The following is a 16551-nucleotide window of genomic DNA, read 5'->3' on the forward strand; positions in this document are numbered from 1 at the left end:
CGTGGACGCGTCCGGCCGATGGGGACGCGCACCCGGCCGAGGGGGACAGCGGGCAGGTCGGGGTCGTCAGCGGTCGGGGTCCTCAGCGGTCGGGGTCGTCAGCGGTGCGGGTCGTCAGCCCGGGTACGCCGGCACCGTCGAGGCCTCGAAGCCGGGCACGGCCTGCCAGACGTCGCCGCCGCTGGCGCTGCCGCCGTCGAGGGGCAGGGTCCAGGTGCCGCTCTGGTCGGCCACGACGAGCGGGCGGCCCGGGCGGGCGGCGACGGCCGTGACCGGCGGCGTCAGGTTCGTCGTCGACAGGGACTCGAGGTCCAGGCCGTCGACCGAGACCAGGGTGACGGGCCGGTCGGCGCGGTTGCCGACGGCGACGAGCTGGTCGGTGCGGGTCCAGCCGATGTCGAGGACCTGGTCGAGCGCCTCCGGCCGCAGGGCCGTCACCGACCCGAGGCGGGCCCCGCCCGTGGTGTCCCGCGCGATCGCCGCCACGAGCACCCGCCCGCCGGCCACGAGCGCGAGGCGCGCCCCGTCCGGCGAGATGCGCAGCGCCGACAGCGGCCCGGGCGCCCCGGGCGTCGGGGCGACCCCCGCCCCGGCCAGCGCGGACGCGTCGACGCCCACCGGGCGCACCGCCCCGCCCGGTCCCTGCTTGACGGCGCGCACGACGGTGGTGCCGTCGAGCACCGACCAGACCTCGGCGCCGTCGGGGGTCCAGGTGGGACGGGCCAGCGAGCGGCCCTCGACGCCGCTGGCCGTCAGCTCGGACCCGCCCGTGCCGGTGAGCAGGCGCGTGCGGGTCGCCGCGGGGTCGCCGCCCGGGCCGTCCTCGGCGACCAGCGCGACGTCGCCCTCGAAGCTCGCCGACGCCGACACCGCGCGGTAGGTGCCGCGCCCGGCCGGCCCGCCCGCGGGCTCCCCGGAGAGCAGGCGCAGCCGCCCGGCGTCGGCGACGAGCACGGGGACCTCGGTGTCGCCGGGCCCGCCGACGACCGGGTCCGCGGGCAGGTCGGGGCGCCGCGCGACCGGGAGGGGCAGGCCCCGGAGGGTCTCGGTGACGTCGACCTCCGGCGTCGCGGGCAGCAGCGGCTCGCCGTCGACGAGCAGCCGCGTGCGCGTCACCCCGATCCCGGCGAGCGTCAGCGACACCTGCTGGGCGATCTCGCGGCGCCGCGGGTCGTCGAGCGGGCCGGTGCGGGCGAGGTCGACCACCGCCGCGCCCTCCGCGGTGGTCGAGACGTCCGAGCGCAGCGTCGTGCCCACCGGCAGCGAGCTCACCGCCGCGCCCGCGAGCGACTCCGAGGGCCCGCTGAGCAGGTACTGCACCGTGCGCGTCGGCACCGAGCGCGCCGGCGTCGTGGCGAGGTAGCGGGGGTCGGACACGGGGCCCGCGCGCTGCGGGTCCAGGAACCACGTGCGCACCGGGCGGGTGTTCGCGCGCAGGTCCGAGCGCCGCACGATCGTGCCCGTCGGCAGCGTGGCGATGCGCCACTGGCCGTTCTGCTCGACGAGGCCGACGTCCACCTCGAGCGGGCGCACCCCGGCGACGAACACGCCCTCGGGGGTGAGGACGCCGAGCGCGGTGGCCCGGATGCGGACCGCGGCCTCGCCGACGGGGACGGGGCGGTCGGTGAACACCGTGTCGACCTGGTCGTTGACGACGACCGGGGCGGCGCCGTCGTCCCAGGTCCCCGCCGCGCCGGGCGTGAGGAAGGCGCGCGCGGCCCGGTGCCGCTCGGCGGTGGCCCCGGAGGCCAGCACCCAGCCGCGCACCGTCTCCAGCGGCCCGGCGTCGCGCATGGGCCCGGGCGGGGCGCTCGGCTCCGCCGCGTCGCCGACCCGGCGCAGCACGGTGACCTCGGACGACCCGGGCACCGAGGCGCACCCGGCGGTGAGCGCCAGCGCGAGGAGGAGCACGCCGAGCAGGCGCCGCGGGCGGGATCGGCTCACCGGACCACCGAGGAGGTGCCGGGGTCCGCGGGCGGGGCGGGCTCGGGGAGGTCGGGAGGGACCAGCTCGCCGTCCGCGCCCGCCTCGTCGTCGTCGGGCGGGGGCAGGGCGGTGCCGGCGGTGGGCGCGGCGTCGTGGATGCCGGGCTCGGCGGCCGCGGGCGCGGCGGCCACGGGCAGCAGGGGCAGGGGGCTGGTGCGCAGGCGCTCGCCGTGGCGCAGCGGCAGGGTCAGGCGGAACACCGCGCCGCGGTCGACCTCGCCCCACGCCTGCAGCCAGCCGCCGTGCAGGCGCGCGTCCTCGAGGCTGATCGCGAGCCCGAGACCGGTGCCGCCGCTGCGCCGCTGGCGCGACGGGTCGGCGCGCCAGAACCGGTTGAACACCAGGCCCGCCTCGCCGGGCTTGAGCCCGATGCCGTGGTCGCGCACGACCACCGCGAGCGCGCCCTCGTCGGCCGCCAGCCGGACCTCGATGGGCCGGCTCTCGCCGTGGTCGATGGCGTTGGCGAGCAGGTTGCGCAGGATGCGCTCGACGCGCCGCGGGTCGATCTCGGCGAGGACCTGGTCGGGGAGGTCGAGCAGCAGCGGCGTGTGGGTCTCGTCGACGAGGTGCCGGACGGTCTCCGCCGCGCGGCGCACCACCGCGCCGACGTCGACGGTCTCGAGGCCCAGCTCGGCCATGCCGGCGTCGAGGCGGCTGATCTCCAGCAGGTCGGACAGCAGGGTCTCGAAGCGGTCGAGCTCGTCGACCAGCAGCTGCGCCGACCGCGCGGCCGTGATCTCGGCGGGGTCGACCTGGGCGTGCAGCACCTCGGCGGCCATCCGCACGGTGGTCAGCGGCGTGCGCAGCTCGTGGCTGACGTCGGAGGTGAACCGGCGCTGCAGCGCCCCGAACTCCTCGAGCTGGCGGATCTGCGACTGGATGCTCGCCGCCATCTCGTTGTACGACTCCGCGAGCCGCGCGACCTCGTCGTCGCCGTGCACCGGCATCCGTTCGTCGAGGTGGCCGTCGGCGAAGCGCTCGGCGACGTCGGCGGCCTGGCGGACCGGGCGCACGACCTGCCGCGTCACCACCGACGAGATGCCCGCGAGCAGCACGAGCAGGACGCCCGCGGCGAGCGCCAGCGTGCTCTGGACGAGCGCGAGCGTGCGCTGCTCGGCCGAGAGCGGGAAGAGCAGGTAGAGCTGCAGGTTGCGCCCGGCGGTGCGCACGGGCTGGCCGACCACCAGCGTCGGCACCGGCGCGGCCTGGCCCGACGAGGCGACCGTGAGGTACTTCGTCGCGAGGAAGCCCTGCAGGACCGGCGCGCGCAGCTGCGGCGGGATGATCTGCGCCGGCCCGGCGCTGACCTCGCCCCTCCCGCCGGGCACCGTCGGCAGCGTGCCGGGCACCGCGCCCACGGTGTCCGAGCCCGCGATGAGCACCGCGTCGAACGCGCCGGCGTCGCTGACGGGGTCGGTGCCGCGGGCCAGCCCGCCCTGCTCGGCGTCCTGGCCGCTGGTGGACAGCCGGTCGAGGACGTCGTCGAGCACCGCCTGGGCGCCGTCGCGGTCGGGGTCGATGCGGGCGAGGTCGCGCTCGAGGGCCTGGCGCGAGATGTCGGCCTGGATGAGGGCGGCCTGCTCCTTGCCCTGCACCAGCCGGTCGGCGATCTGGGTCTGCAGCACCAGCCCCAGCACCGCCACGACGACCACCGACATGGCGAGCGTCGAGAGCACCACCCGCAGCTGCATCGAGCGCCGCCACAGCACGCGGACCTGGCCGACGCGCTCCGCGGCGAAGCGGTCGAGCCGGCGGCGGACGCCCATCAGCACGGTGGGGCTCCGATCAGGGCGGGCCGGCCTTGTACCCCACGCCGCGGACCGTCAGCACGACCTCGGGGTGCTCCGGGTCGACCTCGACCTTCGAGCGCAGCCGCTGCACGTGCACGTTGACCAGCCGCGTGTCGGCGGCGTGCCGGTAGCCCCAGACCTGCTCGAGCAGGACCTCGCGGGTGAACACCTGGCGCGGCTTGCGCGCGAGCGCCACCAGCAGGTCGAACTCCAGGGGCGTCAGCGGGATGGTGCGCCCGTCGCGGCGCACCTGGTGGGCCGGGACGTCGATGGTGACGTCGCCGATCTGCATCTGCTCGGCCGGCTCGGCCGGGAACTGCCGCAGGCGCGCCCGGATGCGCGCGACGAGCTCCTTCGGCTTGAAGGGCTTGACCACGTAGTCGTCCGCCCCGGACTCCAGCCCGAGCACGACGTCCACCGTGTCGGTCTTCGCCGTCAGCATGACCACCGGCACCCCGGACTCCGCCCGGATCGCCCGGCACACGTCGATGCCGTTCATCCCCGGGAGCATGAGGTCGAGCAGCACCAGGTCGGGCGAGCTCTCGCGCAGCGCCGGCAGCGCGGCCGTGCCGTCGCCGACCACCGTCGTCTCGAAGCCCTCGCCCTCGAGGACGATCGTCAGCATCTCCGCCAGCGAGGCGTCGTCGTCCACCACGAGGATCCGAGAGCTCATGTCTCAATGGTGTCACTTCTCACCGACGATCCGGAGCCGATGTCGCCCGACGATCGCCCGACGAGCCGTTCTGCGACCACGGACTCCGCCGTTCGGGTGACCGCCGCGTGCCCGTCCTCGGCCCCGACCACCGACCAGGGGGCCAGCCAGGCGCGCTCGACGAGCTGGTCGTACACCGCCGCGCAGCGCGCCTGCAGCGCCGCGTCGGACTCGTAGCCGTCCGGGGTGCGGGTCGGGTCGGCCGCGGCGCGCTCGCGGACCCGGCGCGCGGCGACCTCGCCGGGGACGCGGACGAGCACCTGCGCGTCCGGGGCGGGCACCCCGAGCCGGTCGATCTCCAGCGCGTGCACCCACGCCACGAACGCCCCGTCGACGTCCTCCTCGCGGCGCGCGGCGCCGTAGGCGGCGTTCGAGGCGACGTAGCGGTCGACGAGGACGAGGTCGTGCGCGTCCCGGGCGGCGCGGAGCTCCGCGGCCGCGTCCGCCCGGTCGAGGGCGAACAGCACGGCCATCGCGTGCACCGAGCCGCGCAGGTCACCGTGCTCGCCGTGCAGCGCCTCGCCGGCCAGCCCGGCGTGGACGTCGGCGTCGTAGCGGGGGAACGCGAGCGTGGCGACGCTCGCGCCCCGCCGGCCGGCGGCGTCGGCGAGGGCCGCGACCAGCGTCGCCTTGCCCGCCCCGTCGAGACCCTCGACGGCCACCATCACGCCCACGTCGGAACCCTATGCGGCGGGCCCGTGGGTCCTGAGCGAAGGGCCCCGTCGGGCGGACGGCCCCGGAGATCAGGAGGACGTCGGGCACCGCGGGCGAGCCGGCGAGGTGCCTGCCGTCCTGCTGATCTCCGGCGGGCTCGCCGGCCGCGGGTCCCGGAACGAGCGAAGGGCCCCGTCGCTCGATCTGCTCGAGCGACGGGGCCCTTCGGTCGGTTCAGGCGCGCGCTACCTCAGTAGCGGTAGTGGTCCGGCTTGTACGGACCCTCGACGTCGACGCCGATGTACTCGGCCTGGTCCTTGGTGAGCTTGGTGAGCTCGCCGCCCAGGGCCTCGACGTGCACCTTGGCGACCTTCTCGTCGAGGTGCTTCGGCAGCCGGTAGACCCCGAGCGGGTACTCGTCGTTCTTCGTGAACAGCTCGATCTGGGCGATCGTCTGGTTCGAGAACGAGTTCGACATGACGAAGCTCGGGTGCCCGGTGGCGTTGCCGAGGTTCAGCAGCCGGCCCTCGGACAGGATGATGATCGAGTGGCCGTCGTCGAACTTCCACTCGTCGACCTGCGGCTTGATGTTGATCCGCGTGGTGCCCGACTTCTCGAGCTTCTCCATCTGGATCTCGTTGTCGAAGTGGCCGATGTTGCCCAGGATCGCCTGGTGCTTCATCCGCTTCATGTGGTCGAGGGTGACGATGTCCTTGTTGCCGGTCGTCGTGATGACGATGTCGGCCTCCTCGATCACGTTGTCGAGGGTGTCGACGTCGTAGCCCTCCATGAGCGCCTGGAGCGCGCAGATCGGGTCCGCCTCGGTGACGGTCACGCGGGCGCCCTGGCCGCGCAGCGACTCGGCCGAGCCCTTGCCGACGTCACCGAAGCCGCAGATGACGGCCTTCTTGCCGGAGATCAGCACGTCGACGGCGCGGTTGATGCCGTCGATGAGCGAGTGACGGCAGCCGTACTTGTTGTCGAACTTCGACTTGGTGACCGAGTCGTTGACGTTGATCGCCGGGAAGAGGAGCTTGTCCTCGTTGAAGAACTCGTAGAGCCGGTGGACGCCGGTCGTGGTCTCCTCGGTGACGCCGCGGATGCCGGACGCGACCTTGGTCCAGTACTGCGGGTCCTGCTCCAGCGAGCGTCGCAGCGTGGCCAGCACGACCTGGTACTCGGCCGGGTCGTCGTCGGTGACCGACGGGACGACGCCCGCCTTCTCGAACTCGACGCCCTTGTGCACGAGCATCGTGGCGTCGCCGCCGTCGTCGAGGATCATGTTCGGACCGCGGGTGTCCGAGTCCTTCCACGACATCATCTGCTCGGCGCACCACCAGTACTCCTCGAGCGTCTCGCCCTTCCAGGCGAAGCAGGCGATGCCCTGGGGCTGCTCGGGGGTGCCGTGCGGACCGACGACGACCGCGGCGGCCGCGTGGTCCTGGGTGGAGAAGATGTTGCAGGAGGCCCAGCGGACCTCGGCGCCGAGCTCGACCAGCGTCTCGATGAGCACGGCGGTCTGCACCGTCATGTGCAGGGAGCCGGAGATGCGCGCGCCGTGCAGCGGCTTGGCCTCCGCGTACTCCCGGCGCAGCGCCATCAGACCGGGCATCTCGTGCTCGGCCAGCCGGATCTCCCGGCGCCCGAAGTCGGCCTGACCGAGGTCGGCGACCGCGAAATCGATGCCGTTCCGCTCGGTGTACTTCTCGTTGGCGGTGCCCACTGCGTTCGTCATGACTCCTGCTTCTCTCGAGGGGTCTCGGGTCGTCGGACGGCGGTGGACCGTGGGGCCTCACCCCGTGGCGTTGCGCGGCGCGTCGCGACCTGCTGTGTCGGTGTCGACCAGCGGAGGGAGACACGCCGGGACGTCACAGGGCTCGGAGCACGGTTCACCACCATCCACAGGCGCCCTTGCGATGGTGCGGACCACTGCCGAGCGTGGCGGACGATCGTCGCGACCGGCCGTTGCAGCGCCACTCGACAGCTTCCGTTCGCACGAGGTGTGCGATCGATGCCGTGTACACGAGTCCAGCACAGGCCCCATACCCGGTCAACCGCGACGCGGCCGTCCCGGGGGCACCCGGCCGGGCGGTGCGCCGCGTCCGCGCAGGTGACCGCCGGGGGCGCGGCGGCACCGTCAGCCGGGTCACAACGTCCGCCCGCCGGCCGTCACGGCCCGTCGACCGTCCGTGACCGATCGCTCGCGAGCCGGTCATCCCGGGCACCGGGTCCGTAGGATGCGTGACCGGAACCACAGGACGCCTGGACACACCAGGTCGAGGTCTCAGGAGGCCACGGACGTGCTCGGACAGATGCAGGACTACCCACTCGCCCTGCCGCACGTGTTCCACCGCGCCGAGCAGCTCTTCGCGCACAAGCCGATCGTCGGCGTGGGCGCCGGCGGCACGGTGCACCGCACCGACTACGCGTCGTGGGCCCGGCGCGTCCGGCAGGCCGCGGCCGCGCTCGACACGCTCGGCGTCTCCCCCGAGGGTCGCGTGGGCACGTTCTGCTGGAACAGCCCGGCGCACCTCGAGCTGTACTTCGCGGTGCCGTGCAGCGGGCGGGTGCTCCACACGCTGAACATCCGCCTCTTCACCGAGCAGCTGATCTACATCGCGAACCACGCCGAGGACGAGGTCGTCTTCGTCGACCGGTCGCTGTTCGGCCAGTTCTGGCCGCACGTCGACGAGATGACGACGGTCCGCAAGGTGATCGTCATCGACGACGGCGCGGACACCGCGATCCCCGACGACGAGCGCATCGTGGGCTACGAGGAGCTGCTCTCCTCGGTCGAGCCGTTCGCGGGCCGATTCGAGGTCGCGGACGAGAACCAGGCCGCCGCGATGTGCTACACGTCGGGCACCACGGGCAACCCCAAGGGAGTCGTCTACTCGCACCGCAGCTCGGTGCTGCACTCGATCGCCGTGCTCATGGCCGACGTCGCCGGGCTCGTCGAGCGGGACACCCTGCTGCCGATCGTGCCGATGTTCCACGCCAACGCCTGGGGCACGCCGTACGCGGCGGTGTTCGCCGGATCGTCGATCGTCATGCCCGGCCCGAACATGACCCCGAAGGCGATCGCGGGCATCCTCCGCGACCACAAGATCACGGTCACGGCCGGCGTCCCGACGATCTGGATGGGTGTGCTGCCCGAGCTCGCCGAGGGCGATCTTCCCGACCTGCGCCTGCTGCTCTGCGGCGGGTCGGCGGTGCCGAAGGCGCTGTCCGAGGCGTGGCGCCAGAAGATCGGCCTGCCGATCACCCAGGCCTGGGGCATGACCGAGACCAGCCCCATCGCCACCACGGGCGTCCTCAAGAGCGTCCACGACGGCCTGTCCGACGACGAGCTCGCCGACGTGCGGGCCACCGCGGGCACCCCGTCGCCGCTGGTCGACCTGCGCATCTGCGACCCGGACTCCGGCGAGGTGCTCCCGTGGGACGGCGAGACCTCGGGCGAGCTGCAGGCCGCCGGGCCGTGGATCGCGGCGTCGTACTACCGCAACGAGGACGGCGGCAAGCAGTTCACCGAGGACGGCTGGCTCAAGACCGGCGACGTCGCGGTGATCGACCGGTACGGCTACGTCAAGCTCGTCGACCGCACCAAGGACCTCGTCAAGTCCGGCGGTGAGTGGATCTCCTCGGTCGACCTCGAGAACGAGATCATGTCGATGGAGGGCGTCGCCGAGGCCGCGGTCATCGCGATCCCCGACGAGAAGTGGTCGGAGCGCCCGCTGGCCTGCGTCGTGCCGAAGCAGGGCGTCGAGCTCACCCGCGAGGCGGTGCTCGAGCACATCGCCACCCGTGTGGCGAAGTGGCAGGTGCCCGACGACGTCGTGTTCATCGACGAGGTGCCCAAGACCTCCACGGGCAAGTTCTCGAAGAAGACCCTGCGCGAGAAGTTCGCGGGCCACCAGGCCTGACCCCGGACGCGACGGCGCCCCCGGAGCCCTGGGCTCCGGGGGCGCCGTCGTCCGTACGGGACTACTGCGGCTGGGTCGGCGGGGCCGACGGGCCGCCACCTGGGTTGGCCACCGAGGCCTCCTCGCCGCGCTCGCGCTTGCCGAGCACGGAGTTCCGGCGCGAGTAGGCGAAGTAGATGACCACGCCGAGGACCATCCAGACGATGAACCGGATCCAGGTCTCGACGGTCAGGTTGATCATCAACCAGAGGCAGCTGATGACCGCGAGGGTGGCCACGAGCGGCAGGGCCTTGACGGTGAAGCTCCGGTGGAGGTCGGGCCGGCGACGCCGCAGGTAGACCGTCCCCACCGCGACCAGGACGAAGGCGAACAGCGTGCCGATGTTGACCATCGACTCGAGCTCGTCGATCGGGAAGAAGCCGGCCAGCACGGCGCAGAGCGTGCCGATGACGATCGTGATCGTCACCGGGGTGCCCCGGGAGCCCGTCTGGGCGAGCCGGCGCGGGAGCAGCCCGTCCCGGCTCATCGCGTAGAACACCCGGCTCTGTCCGAGCATCAGCACCAGGACGACGGTGGTCAGGCCGGCGAGGGCGCCGATGGAGATCACGATCGAGGCCCAGTCGGCCCCGACGATCGAGAACGCCGTGGCCAGCGTGGCGCTCTCCTCGCTGCCGGGCGGGGTCGCGAGCTGGGTGTAGCTGACCATGCCGACCAGCACCAGCGAGGTCGCCACGTAGAGGACGGTGACCACGCCGAGCGAGCCGAGGATGCCGCGGGGCAGGTCCTTCTGCGGGTTCCTGGTCTCCTCGGCGGTGGTCGACACGGCGTCGAAGCCGATGAAGGCGAAGAAGACCAGCGACGCCCCGGCGAGCAGCCCGTAGATGCCGAAGGTCGAGCCCTCGCTGCCCGCGATCAGCGACAGCAGCGACGCGTCGGCCCCGCCACCGCTCTCCTGCTCGCCCCCCGGCGGCGGGATGAACGGGGTGTAGTTCTGCGCCCGCACGTAGAACAGCCCGACCACGATGACGAGCAGCACGACGGCCACCTTGATCGAGGTGATGATCGCGCTGACCCGGCTCGAGAGCTTGATGCCGAGCACGAGGACGACCGTCAGGGCGCCGATGACCAGCACGGCCCCCCAGTCGAACGTCACCGGCCCCAGCTCGAGGGAGGCGGCGGTACTGCTGCCACCGAACAGCTCTCCCAGGTACTGCGCCCAGCTCTTCGAGACCACGGCCGCGCCGAGCGCGTACTCGAGGATGAGGTCCCAGCCGATGATCCAGGCGATGAACTCGCCGAACGTGGCGTAGGAGAACGTGTAGGCGCTGCCGGCCACCGGCACCGTCGAGGCGAACTCGGCGTAGCACAGGCCGGCGAACCCGCAGGCGATCGCGGCGATGACGAACGAGATCGCGATGGCCGGGCCGGTGATGTCACCGGCGACGCGCGCGGTGATGGTGAAGATGCCGGCGCCGATGAGGACCGCGACGCCGAAGATGGTCAGGTCGAGGGCACCGAGCTCGCGGCGGAGCTTGCTCCCGGGCTCGTCGGTGTCCGCGATGGACTGTTCGACCGATTTGGTCCGGAAGAGCCCGCCCTGCGGCTGGGTCGACGTCATGCGCGTTCCTCCCGGGGATCCAGCGAACGGGTGCGGCGGGACCCTACGCCCGCGCCGGGCCCGTCGAGCACGGACACGACAGGATCGCTGACACGGAGTTCACCGCGCTGCACCCGACCGGCAGAACTCTCTGGTCCGTTCGACCCCGCGTCAGCGCGTCGGGGGCGTGGGGTCCAACGCCTCGCCGACCGGACCGGCGTCGGACCGGTCGAGGTCGGGCTCGAGGTAGACCAGCCGCGCCTCGGGCACCTCGGCGCGCAGCCGGGCCTCGGCGTGGTCGATGGCCTCGGCGATCGCCTCCGCCGGCAGCCGCGCAGACACCGCGATCTTGGCGGCGACCAGCAGCTCCTCGGGGCCGAGGTACTGGGTGCGCAGGTGGATGACCCGTTCCACGGGCCCGCCGACCAGGGCGTCGGTGATGGTGCGCCGCTGCGGGGCGCTGGCTCCCTCGCCCATGAGGAGGCTCTTGGTCTCGACGATGAGGATGACCGCGATGATCCCGAGCAGGACACCGATGCAGATCGTGCCGATCGCGTCCCACACCGGGTCACCGGTGAGGACGCTGAGCCCGACCCCGCCGAGGGCGAGGATCAGCCCGACCAACGCGCCGAGGTCCTCGAGCAGCACGACCGGCAACTCGGGGTTGACCGACGTCCTGATGAACCCCCACCACGAGGCGTCGCCCTTGAGCTCCCGCGACTCCTTGACCGCGGTCCGGAAGCTGAACGTCTCCAGCCCGATGGCCACCAGCAGGATGATCACCGCGACCAGCGGCGAGGTCAGCTCCTCGTGCGCGGAGAGCTTGTGGATGCCCTCGTAGAGGGCGAACACCGAACCCAGCGTGAACAGCATCAGGGCGACGACGAAGGAGTAGAAGAAGCGGTCGCGCCCGTAGCCGAAGGGGTGCTGCTCGGTCGCCTCGCGCTTCGCGCGCCGGCGCCCGAGCAGCAGCAGCCCCTGGTTGCTCGTGTCGGCGACCGAGTGCACGCTCTCGGCGAGCATCGACGACGAGCCGGTGACGAGGAAGCCGACGAACTTGGCCACGGCGATGCCGGCGTTCGCCGCCAGCGCGGCGACGATCGCCTTGCCGCCTCCGGATGCGGACACGGGGGGCCTCCAGGGATGGACCGGGAGTGAGTTCCTGGTGAAGGTAGCGCGTCCGGGTGCCCCGCGACCCGTCCGGCTACCCGCCCAGACCGTCGGCGGCCACGAACGCCAGGGCCGGCCCGTCGACCGGCGCGACCGTGACCGGGCCGTCGCACGCCGGCAACCAGGCGGCCGTCCCCCGCGGCACCTCGCGGTCCTGCCCGCGCGACGTGCGCAGCCGGACGCGGCCCTCGACGGTCACGACGATCCGTGGCCCCTCGACACCGAGGGCGACGCCGTCGTCGGGCAGATCGGCCTCGTCGCCGGTGAACGCGCAGCGGGCCAGGCTGAAGTACTCGGACGGCGTGAACCGCGTGACCGGTCCGCGCCCCTCGCCCGGCAGCAGCGTCGGCGGGCCCGGGGCGAAGTCGAGCACCCGCAGCAGCTCGGGCACGTCGACGTGCTTCGGGGTCAGCCCGCAGCGCAGGACGTTGTCGGAGTTCGCCATGAGCTCGACCCCGGCGCCCGCGAGGTAGGCGTGCGGCGAGCCCGCGGGCTGGTAGAGGCACTGGCCCGGCGCGAGCGCGAGCCGGTTGAGCAGCAGGGCCGCGAGCACGCCGGCGTCGCCCGGGTAGCGCTCGCCGAGGTCGAGCAGCGTGCGGGCCTCGGTGGTGAACGCGCCACGGGCGCGCGCGTGGGCGACGCAGCCGTCGAGCAGGGCGGGCACGATGTCGTCGACGGCGCGCTGCGGCAGCGTGATCCAGGTGGTGAACAGCGCGCGCAGGCCGTCGGCGTCGGGCTGGGCGGCGAGCAGCTCGGTGTGGTGGTCGAGGGCGCGCACGTCGAGGGCGCGCAGGAGGGCGACCGTCTCGGCCGGGTCGCGGAACCCGGCCAGGGCGTGGAACTCGGTGAGCGCGCAGAGCAGCTCGGGCTTCGGCAGCGGGTCCGGGTAGTTGCGCTCCGCGGCCGTGCGCGGGACGCCGGCCGCCTCCTCGCGGGCGTAGCCGGCGGCCGCCTGCTCCGCCGACGGGTGCGCCTGCAGGCTCAGCGGCTCCTCGGCGGCCAGCACCTTGAGCAGGTAGGGCAGGCGGTCCGACCAGCGCTCACGGCGCGTCGGGCCGAGCGTGCCCGCCGGGTCCTCGCGCAGGACGTCGGCGAGCGAGCGGGTGTCTGCCCCGTCGTTCCCGGGCGCGTGCCCGGTCACGAGCCGCGAGGGCTCGTCGCGGTGCGCGCCGAGCCACAGCTCGGCCTGCGGGTGCGGCGACGGGACCTCCTCCCCGAGCAGCTCGGCGAGGTGCGTCCGGGAGCCCCACGCGTACGTGCGCACGCTGCCCCTGAGGACCTCCACTGTTCTGGTGCCCCTCGCGCTCAGGCGGTCCGGACCCCGGGCGTCCGCGCCCCGAGGGCGAGGCCGAGGTAGACCGCGGTGAAGTCGAGACGGGTGGCGAGCACGGCCGCGCGCAGCGCGTCCGGCGCCGGCCCCTCCCCGGCCAGGTCGACGTCGTCGATCTCCACGACGTCGGCGCCCGGGTGACGGGCCCCGACGTCGGCGACGAGCCGACGCACCGCGAGGTCCTCGCGCGCGGCCAGCAGCACCAGCCGGGGCGGCGGGGCCGCCGGGGACGGATCGTCGAAGGGGTCGGCGAAGATCGACGCCTCCCCCGCGCTCTCCTGCAGCCGGGCGCGCAGCGCCGGCTGGGCGCTCGCCGCGGCGACGGTGGTGGCCTGGGCGACGACGCCGGCGTGGGTGGCCAGCACCGTCGCGCCGTAGCCCGCGAGCAGGCCCGCGATCGGGTCCGCGCCCCACAGCAGCGGGGTGCGCTCGGCCAGGCGCAGGGCCAGGCTCTTCGCCGGGTTGACGAACGCCTCGCCCCGCGGGCCGTCGCGCTCGGCCTCGGCGTCGAGGCGGTCGGCGAGGGCGTCGAGGTCGAGGGCGAGCAGGTCGAGGGCGCGGGCGACGCCCAGCCCGGTCGCGAGGACCGTCGCCGTGTCGAGCCCGTCGAGGTCCTCGCCCGGCACACCGAACGTCATCCGCGGCGCGACCGCGAGCACCCGTCCCGCGCCGGCGGCGGCGACCGGACCCTCGACCGGGCCGCCGAGCACCACGTGCGCGCCCCGGCGCACCGCGCGGTGCACCGACTCGGCGAGGTCGGCCTCCACCGGGTCGCCCTCGCGGCCGCGGTGGGTGGCGACGACGACGTCGAGCGGGCCCAGCCACGGCGGCGCGACCCCGCTGACGATCACCGGCAGCGGCGCGGTGGGCGTGAGCAGGGCCGCGAGCAGGCGGCACGCGGACTCGGTGGTGCCGGGCCGCGTCAGCAGCACCAGCGCGCGGGGGCGCAGGCCCGCGAGCTCGCGGTCCACGCCGGCCTCGCGGGCGGCCTCCGCGGTCGCCCGGACCTGGGCGCCCGCGGTCGCCACCGCGCGCAGCACGCCGTCACGGTCGGCGGCGAGCAGGCGCGTCTCGTCGGAGAGCAGGGCGTCGTCGAGCACCACGGCTCACCCCTGCGCCGACTGCTCGGGGCCCCCGGTCGCCTCGGACAACAGGAGCACCGGGATCCCGTCGGTGACGGGGTAGCGACGACCGCAGACCGTGCAGGTGAGGGCCGCCGCGTCGGCGTCCTCGGGCGTGCCGGGGCGCAGCGCCCCGTGGTCCGGCGCGGGGCACGCCAGGATCTCCAGCAGGTCGGCGTCCAGACCGAGCGGCATCCGGGGTCTCCTCCTCGGTCGGGTCAGCCGCGGACGAGGCCCAGGACCTCGTCGCGCAGCGCGGCCACGGCGTCGTCGTCGGCGGCCTCGACGTTGAGCCGCAGCAGCGGCTCCGTGTTGGACGGGCGCAGGTTGAACCAGGAGCCGTCGGCGAAGCTGACGGTCAGCCCGTCGAGGTCGTCGGTGGTGACGCCCTCGCGCGCGCCGAACGTCTGCTCGACCTCGGCCATCACGGCACGCGGGTCGTCGACCGTGGAGTTCACCTCGCCCGACGCGGCGTACCGCGAGTACTGCGCCATGAGCTCCGAGAGCGGCCCGTCCTGCTCGCCGAGGGCGGCCAGGACGTGCAGGGCCGCGAGCATGCCGGAGTCGGCGTTCCAGAAGTCGCGGAAGTAGTAGTGCGCCGAGTGCTCGCCGCCGAAGATCGCGCCCGTCTCGGCCATGGTGGCCTTGATGAACGAGTGGCCCACGCGGCTGCGCTCCGGCGTCCCGCCGGCCTCGGTGATGATCTCCGGGACGGCGCGCGAGGTGATCAGGTTGTGGATCACCGTCGAGCCCGGGTGCTTGCCCAGCTCGCGGGTGGCGACCAGGGCGGTGATCGCGCTCGGGCTGACCGCGTCGCCCTTCTCGTCGACGAGGAACACCCGGTCGGCGTCGCCGTCGAAGGCGAGCCCGGCGTCGACGCGCCCGAGGGTGATGACCTCGCGCTGCAGGTCGCGCAGGTTGTCCGGGTCGAGCGGGTTGGCCTCGTGGTTCGGGAAGCTGCCGTCGAGCTCGAAGTAGAGCGGGTAGACCTCGATCGGGAGCGGGTCGAGCACCGCGGGCACGGTGTGGCCGGCCATGCCGTTGCCGGCGTCGATGACCAGCGACAGCGAGCGGATGCCCGAGAGGTCGACCAGCGAGCGCAGGAAGGCCGCGTAGTCGGCGAGCATGTCGCGGTGGGTGACGCTGCCGCGCTCGGCGGCGGACACGTCGGGGGTCGCCTCGCCGGGCCCGCGGTCGAGCAGCGCGGCGATCTCGTCGAGCCCGGAGTCCTGCCCCACGGGCGAGGCGCCGGCGCGGCAGAGCTTGATGCCGTTGTAGGTCGCCGGGTTGTGGCTCGCGGTGAACATCGCGCCGGGCATCGCGAGGGCGCCCGAGGCGTAGTAGAGCATGTCGGTGCTGGCCAGGCCGATGTGCACGACGTCGACGCCGAGCGCCGTCACGCCCTCGGCGAAGGCGCCGGCGAGCTCGGGCGAGGACTCGCGCATGTCGTGGGCGACGACGAGGCCCTTGCCGCCGCCGAGACCGGTGCCGGAGCCGTCCGCCTGCTCGTCGAGGAGCACCCGCGCGAACGCGGCACCGACGTCGCGGACGAACGTGGCGTCGAGCTGGCTGCCCACGAGACCGCGGATGTCGTACGCCTTGACGACCTGGTCGATCACCTGGGCACGGTCGGGTGCCGAGGACTGCGCGCTGGCCACCCCGTCAGCCTATCGGCGCGGACGGGCCGCCGCGCCCGCCGGGCGGGCACGTCCGCCGATGGGTGAACGATCGTGGACGACCGGATCGCTCCTGGTGGCAGCAGGGGTACCGGGGCCGGATCCGGCCCGGTGGGCGGTCAGGACGAGGCGGGATCCGGCAGGACCCGGAGGTGGCCGCGACGGCCGGTGGGCGTGCTCGCGGGACCGCCCGCGAGGCCTCCCGCGACCCCGGTGGCGAGCCCCGGCAGCGGGGCGGGCGGCAGCCCGGGGCCGCCCCCCGATCCCGCGGTGATCCGGGGGCGGCCGTCGGTCTCGAGCGGGCGATCGGCCCGCCCGGCCTCGCGGACCGCCTCGGCCAGGGCCGTCAGGTCGTCGACGGAGGGCTCGGTGGGGAACTCGCCCTCGTAGCGCACGACCTCCCAGCCGCGCGGCGCGGTGAGGCGCACGGCGTGGCGTTCGCAGAGGTCGTATGAGTGCGGCTCGGCGCTCGTCGCCAGGGGCCCGACCACGGCGGTCGAGTCCGAGTAGACATAGGTCAGGGTGGCCACGGCCGCATGACCACACCCGGTCCGTGAGCACTTCCGCACTCCTCGCACGCCGGGGACGATAG

At 74.0% G+C, this 16551-nt stretch carries 13 protein-coding genes; 1 reads left to right on the forward strand and 12 read right to left on the reverse strand.

Annotation, left to right across the window (positions count from 1 at the left end; translation table 11 throughout):
* Window positions 1–114: 114 nt before the first annotated feature.
* The 5 genes from PH190_RS24115 to ahcY form a co-directional block, all read right to left on the reverse strand.
* Window positions 115–1944 (reverse strand): LpqB family beta-propeller domain-containing protein, encoded by a 1830-nt coding sequence (locus PH190_RS24115; RefSeq protein ID WP_274234079.1) that lies wholly within the window; start codon window positions 1942–1944, stop codon window positions 115–117.
* The gene (gene mtrB, locus PH190_RS24120) at window positions 1941–3752 is read right to left on the reverse strand and encodes an MtrAB system histidine kinase MtrB (RefSeq protein ID WP_274234142.1); all 1812 of its coding nucleotides are present in this window, start codon (window positions 3750–3752) and stop codon (window positions 1941–1943) included. The genes PH190_RS24115 and mtrB overlap by 4 nt, the downstream gene beginning before the upstream one ends.
* A gap of 19 nt (window positions 3753–3771) precedes the next feature.
* Window positions 3772–4449 (reverse strand): MtrAB system response regulator MtrA, encoded by a 678-nt coding sequence (gene mtrA, locus PH190_RS24125; protein WP_274198333.1) that lies wholly within the window; start codon window positions 4447–4449, stop codon window positions 3772–3774.
* Window positions 4446–5162, reverse strand: coding sequence for a dTMP kinase (locus PH190_RS24130; RefSeq protein ID WP_274234080.1), 717 nt, complete (start codon window positions 5160–5162; stop codon window positions 4446–4448). The genes mtrA and PH190_RS24130 overlap by 4 nt, the downstream gene beginning before the upstream one ends.
* Before the next feature lie 230 nt (window positions 5163–5392).
* Entirely contained in the window at window positions 5393–6877 is a 1485-nt protein-coding gene (ahcY, locus tag PH190_RS24135) for an adenosylhomocysteinase (protein ID WP_274234081.1), read from the reverse strand.
* Window positions 6878–7454: 577 nt separating this feature from the next.
* On the opposite strand from ahcY, the gene PH190_RS24140 reads away from it, so the two are divergent.
* The gene (locus PH190_RS24140) at window positions 7455–9065 is read left to right on the forward strand and encodes a long-chain fatty acid--CoA ligase (RefSeq protein WP_274234082.1); all 1611 of its coding nucleotides are present in this window, start codon (window positions 7455–7457) and stop codon (window positions 9063–9065) included.
* A 61-nt stretch (window positions 9066–9126) separates the two neighbouring features.
* Here the strand turns inward: PH190_RS24140 and PH190_RS24145 are convergent, their stop codons facing one another.
* The 7 genes from PH190_RS24145 to PH190_RS24175 all read right to left on the reverse strand — a co-directional run bounded on the left by PH190_RS24145 (window position 9127) and on the right by PH190_RS24175 (window position 16537).
* Window positions 9127–10683, reverse strand: a complete 1557-nt coding sequence (locus tag PH190_RS24145) for an amino acid permease (protein ID WP_274234083.1) — start codon at window positions 10681–10683, stop codon at window positions 9127–9129.
* Between the two features lie 150 nt (window positions 10684–10833).
* Window positions 10834–11790 carry a cation diffusion facilitator family transporter gene (locus PH190_RS24150; protein ID WP_274234084.1) on the reverse strand — a complete coding sequence of 319 codons (957 nt, stop codon included), beginning with the start codon at window positions 11788–11790 and terminating at the stop codon, window positions 10834–10836.
* 76 nt (window positions 11791–11866) lie between these two features.
* Window positions 11867–13117, reverse strand: coding sequence for a mannose-6-phosphate isomerase, class I (manA, locus tag PH190_RS24155; RefSeq protein WP_274234085.1), 1251 nt, complete (start codon window positions 13115–13117; stop codon window positions 11867–11869).
* A 20-nt stretch (window positions 13118–13137) separates the two neighbouring features.
* Complete coding sequence (locus tag PH190_RS24160; RefSeq protein WP_337993852.1) at window positions 13138–14265, reverse strand: SIS domain-containing protein; 1128 nt, start codon at window positions 14263–14265, stop codon at window positions 13138–13140.
* A 3-nt stretch (window positions 14266–14268) separates the two neighbouring features.
* On the reverse strand, window positions 14269–14478 hold the full coding sequence (locus PH190_RS24165) for a Trm112 family protein (protein WP_274234086.1): 210 nt from the start codon (window positions 14476–14478) through the stop codon (window positions 14269–14271).
* A 23-nt stretch (window positions 14479–14501) separates the two neighbouring features.
* A complete protein-coding gene (locus tag PH190_RS24170; protein ID WP_274234087.1) occupies window positions 14502–15941 on the reverse strand; it encodes a phosphomannomutase/phosphoglucomutase in 1440 nt (479 codons plus the stop codon).
* Between the two features lie 137 nt (window positions 15942–16078).
* Window positions 16079–16537 (reverse strand): DUF3499 domain-containing protein, encoded by a 459-nt coding sequence (locus PH190_RS24175; protein WP_274234088.1) that lies wholly within the window; start codon window positions 16535–16537, stop codon window positions 16079–16081.
* Window positions 16538–16551 lie beyond the last annotated feature (14 nt).

The sequence above is a fragment of the Actinomycetospora straminea genome (assembly GCF_028737255.1).
GTDB lineage: Bacteria > Actinomycetota > Actinomycetes > Mycobacteriales > Pseudonocardiaceae > Actinomycetospora > Actinomycetospora straminea.

What these genes read in the sequence shown, in the direction of transcription:
- mtrB (WP_274234142.1), bottom strand. Translation starts at nt 3,752, where the DNA reads ATGGGCGTCCGCCGCCGGCTCGACCGCTTCGCCGCGGAGCGCGTCGGC.
- ahcY (WP_274234081.1), bottom strand. Translation starts at nt 6,877, where the DNA reads ATGACGAACGCAGTGGGCACCGCCAACGAGAAGTACACCGAGCGGAAC.
- PH190_RS24140 (WP_274234082.1), top strand. Translation starts at nt 7,455, where the DNA reads ATGCAGGACTACCCACTCGCCCTGCCGCACGTGTTCCACCGCGCCGAG.
- PH190_RS24145 (WP_274234083.1), bottom strand. Translation starts at nt 10,683, where the DNA reads ATGACGTCGACCCAGCCGCAGGGCGGGCTCTTCCGGACCAAATCGGTC.
- mtrA (WP_274198333.1), bottom strand. Translation starts at nt 4,449, where the DNA reads ATGAGCTCTCGGATCCTCGTGGTGGACGACGACGCCTCGCTGGCGGAG.
- PH190_RS24165 (WP_274234086.1), bottom strand. Translation starts at nt 14,478, where the DNA reads ATGCCGCTCGGTCTGGACGCCGACCTGCTGGAGATCCTGGCGTGCCCC.